Source organism: Rhodoluna sp. (assembly GCF_049276775.1).
Lineage (GTDB): Bacteria > Actinomycetota > Actinomycetes > Actinomycetales > Microbacteriaceae > Rhodoluna.
Genome location: NZ_JBASXC010000099.1, coordinates 1 through 2,890, shown reverse-complemented (window position 1 = coordinate 2,890; position 2,890 = coordinate 1). Strand labels below are relative to the sequence as shown.

Below are 2,890 nucleotides of genomic sequence, written 5' to 3'. Positions count from 1 at the left end.
TCACAGTGGTGGCCGTTTTCGAGGGCTACGTAACCGCGGCAGGGGACGACCACAGCGACCGTCTAATTCTTCGTTATTACGAGTTCTTAATTCCGCAATTTATAGTGATGGGGCTTTTGCTCCCTAGGTTTACTGACTCCAAGCTTCTGTGGAGAATTGCGCAAGGGTCATTAATCGTCGGGGCTGCACTGTTTTTCAGCATCTTCTATCCTTTGAATTTTAATCAGCAATATGCGGATTCCTCCTCTATGCCAGGCCTACACGCTAGCGGTGGTCTATTTATAGCCATCGCCGTTGCCCTAAGTGCAGCGATTCTTTATTGGGTGTTCACCCCCGACGAAGGAAACATACTTATTGGACGAATCATTATTCCCTTATTCATGGTTTCCTCATTGGTGCTTTCTCAAAACAATCTCATAGCGATAAACGGAACTCCCGCGTTCTTTGATCAGGCAGGCTGGGACTCTAGAACTTACCTTCAGGATGTTCCCGGAGATGAAATATTAGTTGTTGGTCAAGTTCGCACTCAGGTCTTCACGGTCAAATTCTGGATCGACGAACCTTACATCCGCGACCTACTTCTCGGGGAAGGGTACTCACTCGTGGAGTCGGACATCACGGACGCTGGATACGTAGTAATTCTTGGTAACTTCGGAATTGACTTTGCTCACGAGCTAGTCACCGAGGGCGAGGGTTACCGCCTAGTAAAGGTCGTTAGGTAGGAATGCTCGACGCGAGTTGGCTACTTCTCAATGGAACCCTTTTATTTGAAGTAATCGGAACACTAGCTTTTGCTCTGTCTGGATTGATCGAAGCCGCCAGAAAAAAACTTGATCTAGTTGGTATGGCCATGGTGTCTGCACTCGCCGCTTTTGGAGGCGGAACCCTTAGAGATATTCTCTTGGATCGCAGGCCTTTTTTCTGGGTCGAGAATGAAATTTGGGTTTGGATAATTCTTTTGATCTGCATAGCTGCTCTTCTGTTCATGAGGTCCCAACACCTTGAACCAACTGCTCGGGCGATGCAGTGGCCGGATGCAATTGGTCTCGGCGCTTTCACCGCCGGTGGAACTCAACTCGCGCTAAACGCTGGAGTTCCAGCAATCATTGCCGTAATCATGGGTGTGCTAACCGCAATCTTTGGAGGCGTTCTTCGAGACGTCGTAGTAAACGAAATTCCAAAGGCCTTCAGCGATCACATTCCCTACTCGGTCATTGCATTTACTGGAGCCTGGGTGGTTGTGGGGCTAAACCTCATCGGGGCCGAGGCTTTCGTCGCGGTTGCAGTTGCCGCAGTGTTTACCATTTCACTGCGAGTGCTCGCACTTCTTCTTGGTTGGCGACTTCCAACCTGGAAGGTTTAGCTGCAAACTAATTTTCGAAGTAGTTGTCTTCGAGCTTGCATTGCCTAGATCCGCCCGGTAGTCGATGCCGATTTTTTGCAACCCAGCGATAAACCACATCGGCCAAGAATGATGTCGGTGGAGTCTTGATTAGCCATCCCAGAGCTTTGTAAAAGAGGTTTCGCTGCATAGTCAAAATCTGACCGGCAGCGAGGTGGCCACCTTTTGGCTTTGTTGAACCCGAGCCTTGATCTACCAGCCAGATTTGGGTCCTGACCTGATCAATCGTCAGGCCAAATTTAGTCGGGTCAATTTTTTGAAAGGCTACGTATTTTGGGAAAGTCTTGAGCTGACGAATGCCAAATTCAAGACTCAGCTGGCAAAACTTACAGTCGCCGTCATAAATAAGTACCTGATTTACGCTCACATTACGAGCCTAAACCCCAATAATGTGGGCTAATCCGTCTTCACTTGGCTTATGTAGCTAAACTTGAACCTAGGCCTCATGGGAAGCAAATTTCATTGGCTCCAGACAGGCACAATCAATCACCGATTGAATCAAAGGCGCTTTGACGCGCAAATCTAAAGGAAGTTTTTTATGACTCTGGCAATCAGAGATGACCTCAGAAACGTTGCAATAGTGGCCCACGTAGACCACGGAAAAACCACTTTGGTTGATGCAATGCTTCGACAGACCGGCTCCTTCGGTGAGCACTCCAACATGGGGGAGCGCCTGATGGACTCCGGTGACTTGGAAAAGGAAAAAGGGATCACAATCCTTGCCAAGAACACCGCGATTGCTTATTCCGGTCAAGCAGCCGATGGCAAGACCATAACAATCAATGTGATTGATACCCCTGGCCACGCCGACTTTGGTGGTGAGGTTGAGCGCGGTCTTTCAATGGTTGATGGCGTTGTCCTCCTTGTTGACGCCAGCGAAGGCCCACTTCCTCAAACTCGTTTCGTGCTTCGTAAAGCCATGGAGGCAAACCTTCCAGTAATTTTGCTCGTAAACAAGACTGACCGCCCGGACGCGCGTATCGACGAGGTGGTCGAGGAAACTCACGACCTTCTTTTGGGTCTTGCGAGCGATCTTTCTGACGACGTTCCCGAGTTAGACGTGGACGCAATTTTGAACCTCCCGATTATTTATGCATCGGGCAGAGCCGGATCGGCATCGCTAACCAAGCCAGACAACGGTTCTCTTCCTGACAATCCAGATTTAGAGCCGCTTTTTGCTGCAATCTTGAAATATATTCCTGCGCCAAAATATGACGCCGATGCACCTCTTCAGGCTCACGTCACCAACTTGGACGCATCCCCATTTCTTGGAAGACTTGCCTTGCTGAGAGTTTTCAACGGAACCATAAAAAAGGGTCAGATGGTCGCATGGGTTAGACAAAACGGTGAAACGCAAAACGTGAAAATCACGGAGCTACTAATAACCAAGGCCCTTGATCGTTTTCCAACCGATGAGGCCGGCCCGGGTGACATTGTTGCGGTTGCCGGGATTGAGGAAATCACCATCGGTGAAACCTTGGCCGACCC

At 49.3% G+C, this 2,890-nt stretch carries 4 protein-coding genes; 3 read left to right on the top strand and 1 reads right to left on the bottom strand.

What is annotated here, in order from left to right; genetic code table 11:
- Both WAO31_RS06450 and WAO31_RS06445 read left to right on the top strand, forming a co-directional pair.
- A partial coding sequence (locus WAO31_RS06450; protein ID WP_509591638.1) for a hypothetical protein occupies positions 1-722 on the top strand: 722 nt, incomplete at its 5' end.
- 2 nt (positions 723-724) lie between these two features.
- The gene (locus WAO31_RS06445) at positions 725-1,363 is read left to right on the top strand and encodes a trimeric intracellular cation channel family protein (protein ID WP_509591636.1); all 639 of its coding nucleotides are present in this window, start codon (positions 725-727) and stop codon (positions 1,361-1,363) included.
- A 7-nt stretch (positions 1,364-1,370) separates the two neighbouring features.
- Here the strand turns inward: WAO31_RS06445 and WAO31_RS06440 are convergent, their stop codons facing one another.
- Positions 1,371-1,769: a thiol-disulfide oxidoreductase DCC family protein gene (locus tag WAO31_RS06440; protein WP_509591634.1), complete on the bottom strand. Its 399-nt coding sequence runs from the start codon at positions 1,767-1,769 to the stop codon at positions 1,371-1,373.
- Between the two features lie 171 nt (positions 1,770-1,940).
- Here WAO31_RS06440 and WAO31_RS06435 point away from each other — a divergent pair.
- Positions 1,941-2,890, top strand: a 950-nt coding sequence (locus WAO31_RS06435; protein WP_509591632.1) for a GTP-binding protein, incomplete at its 3' end; no start/stop codon positions are given.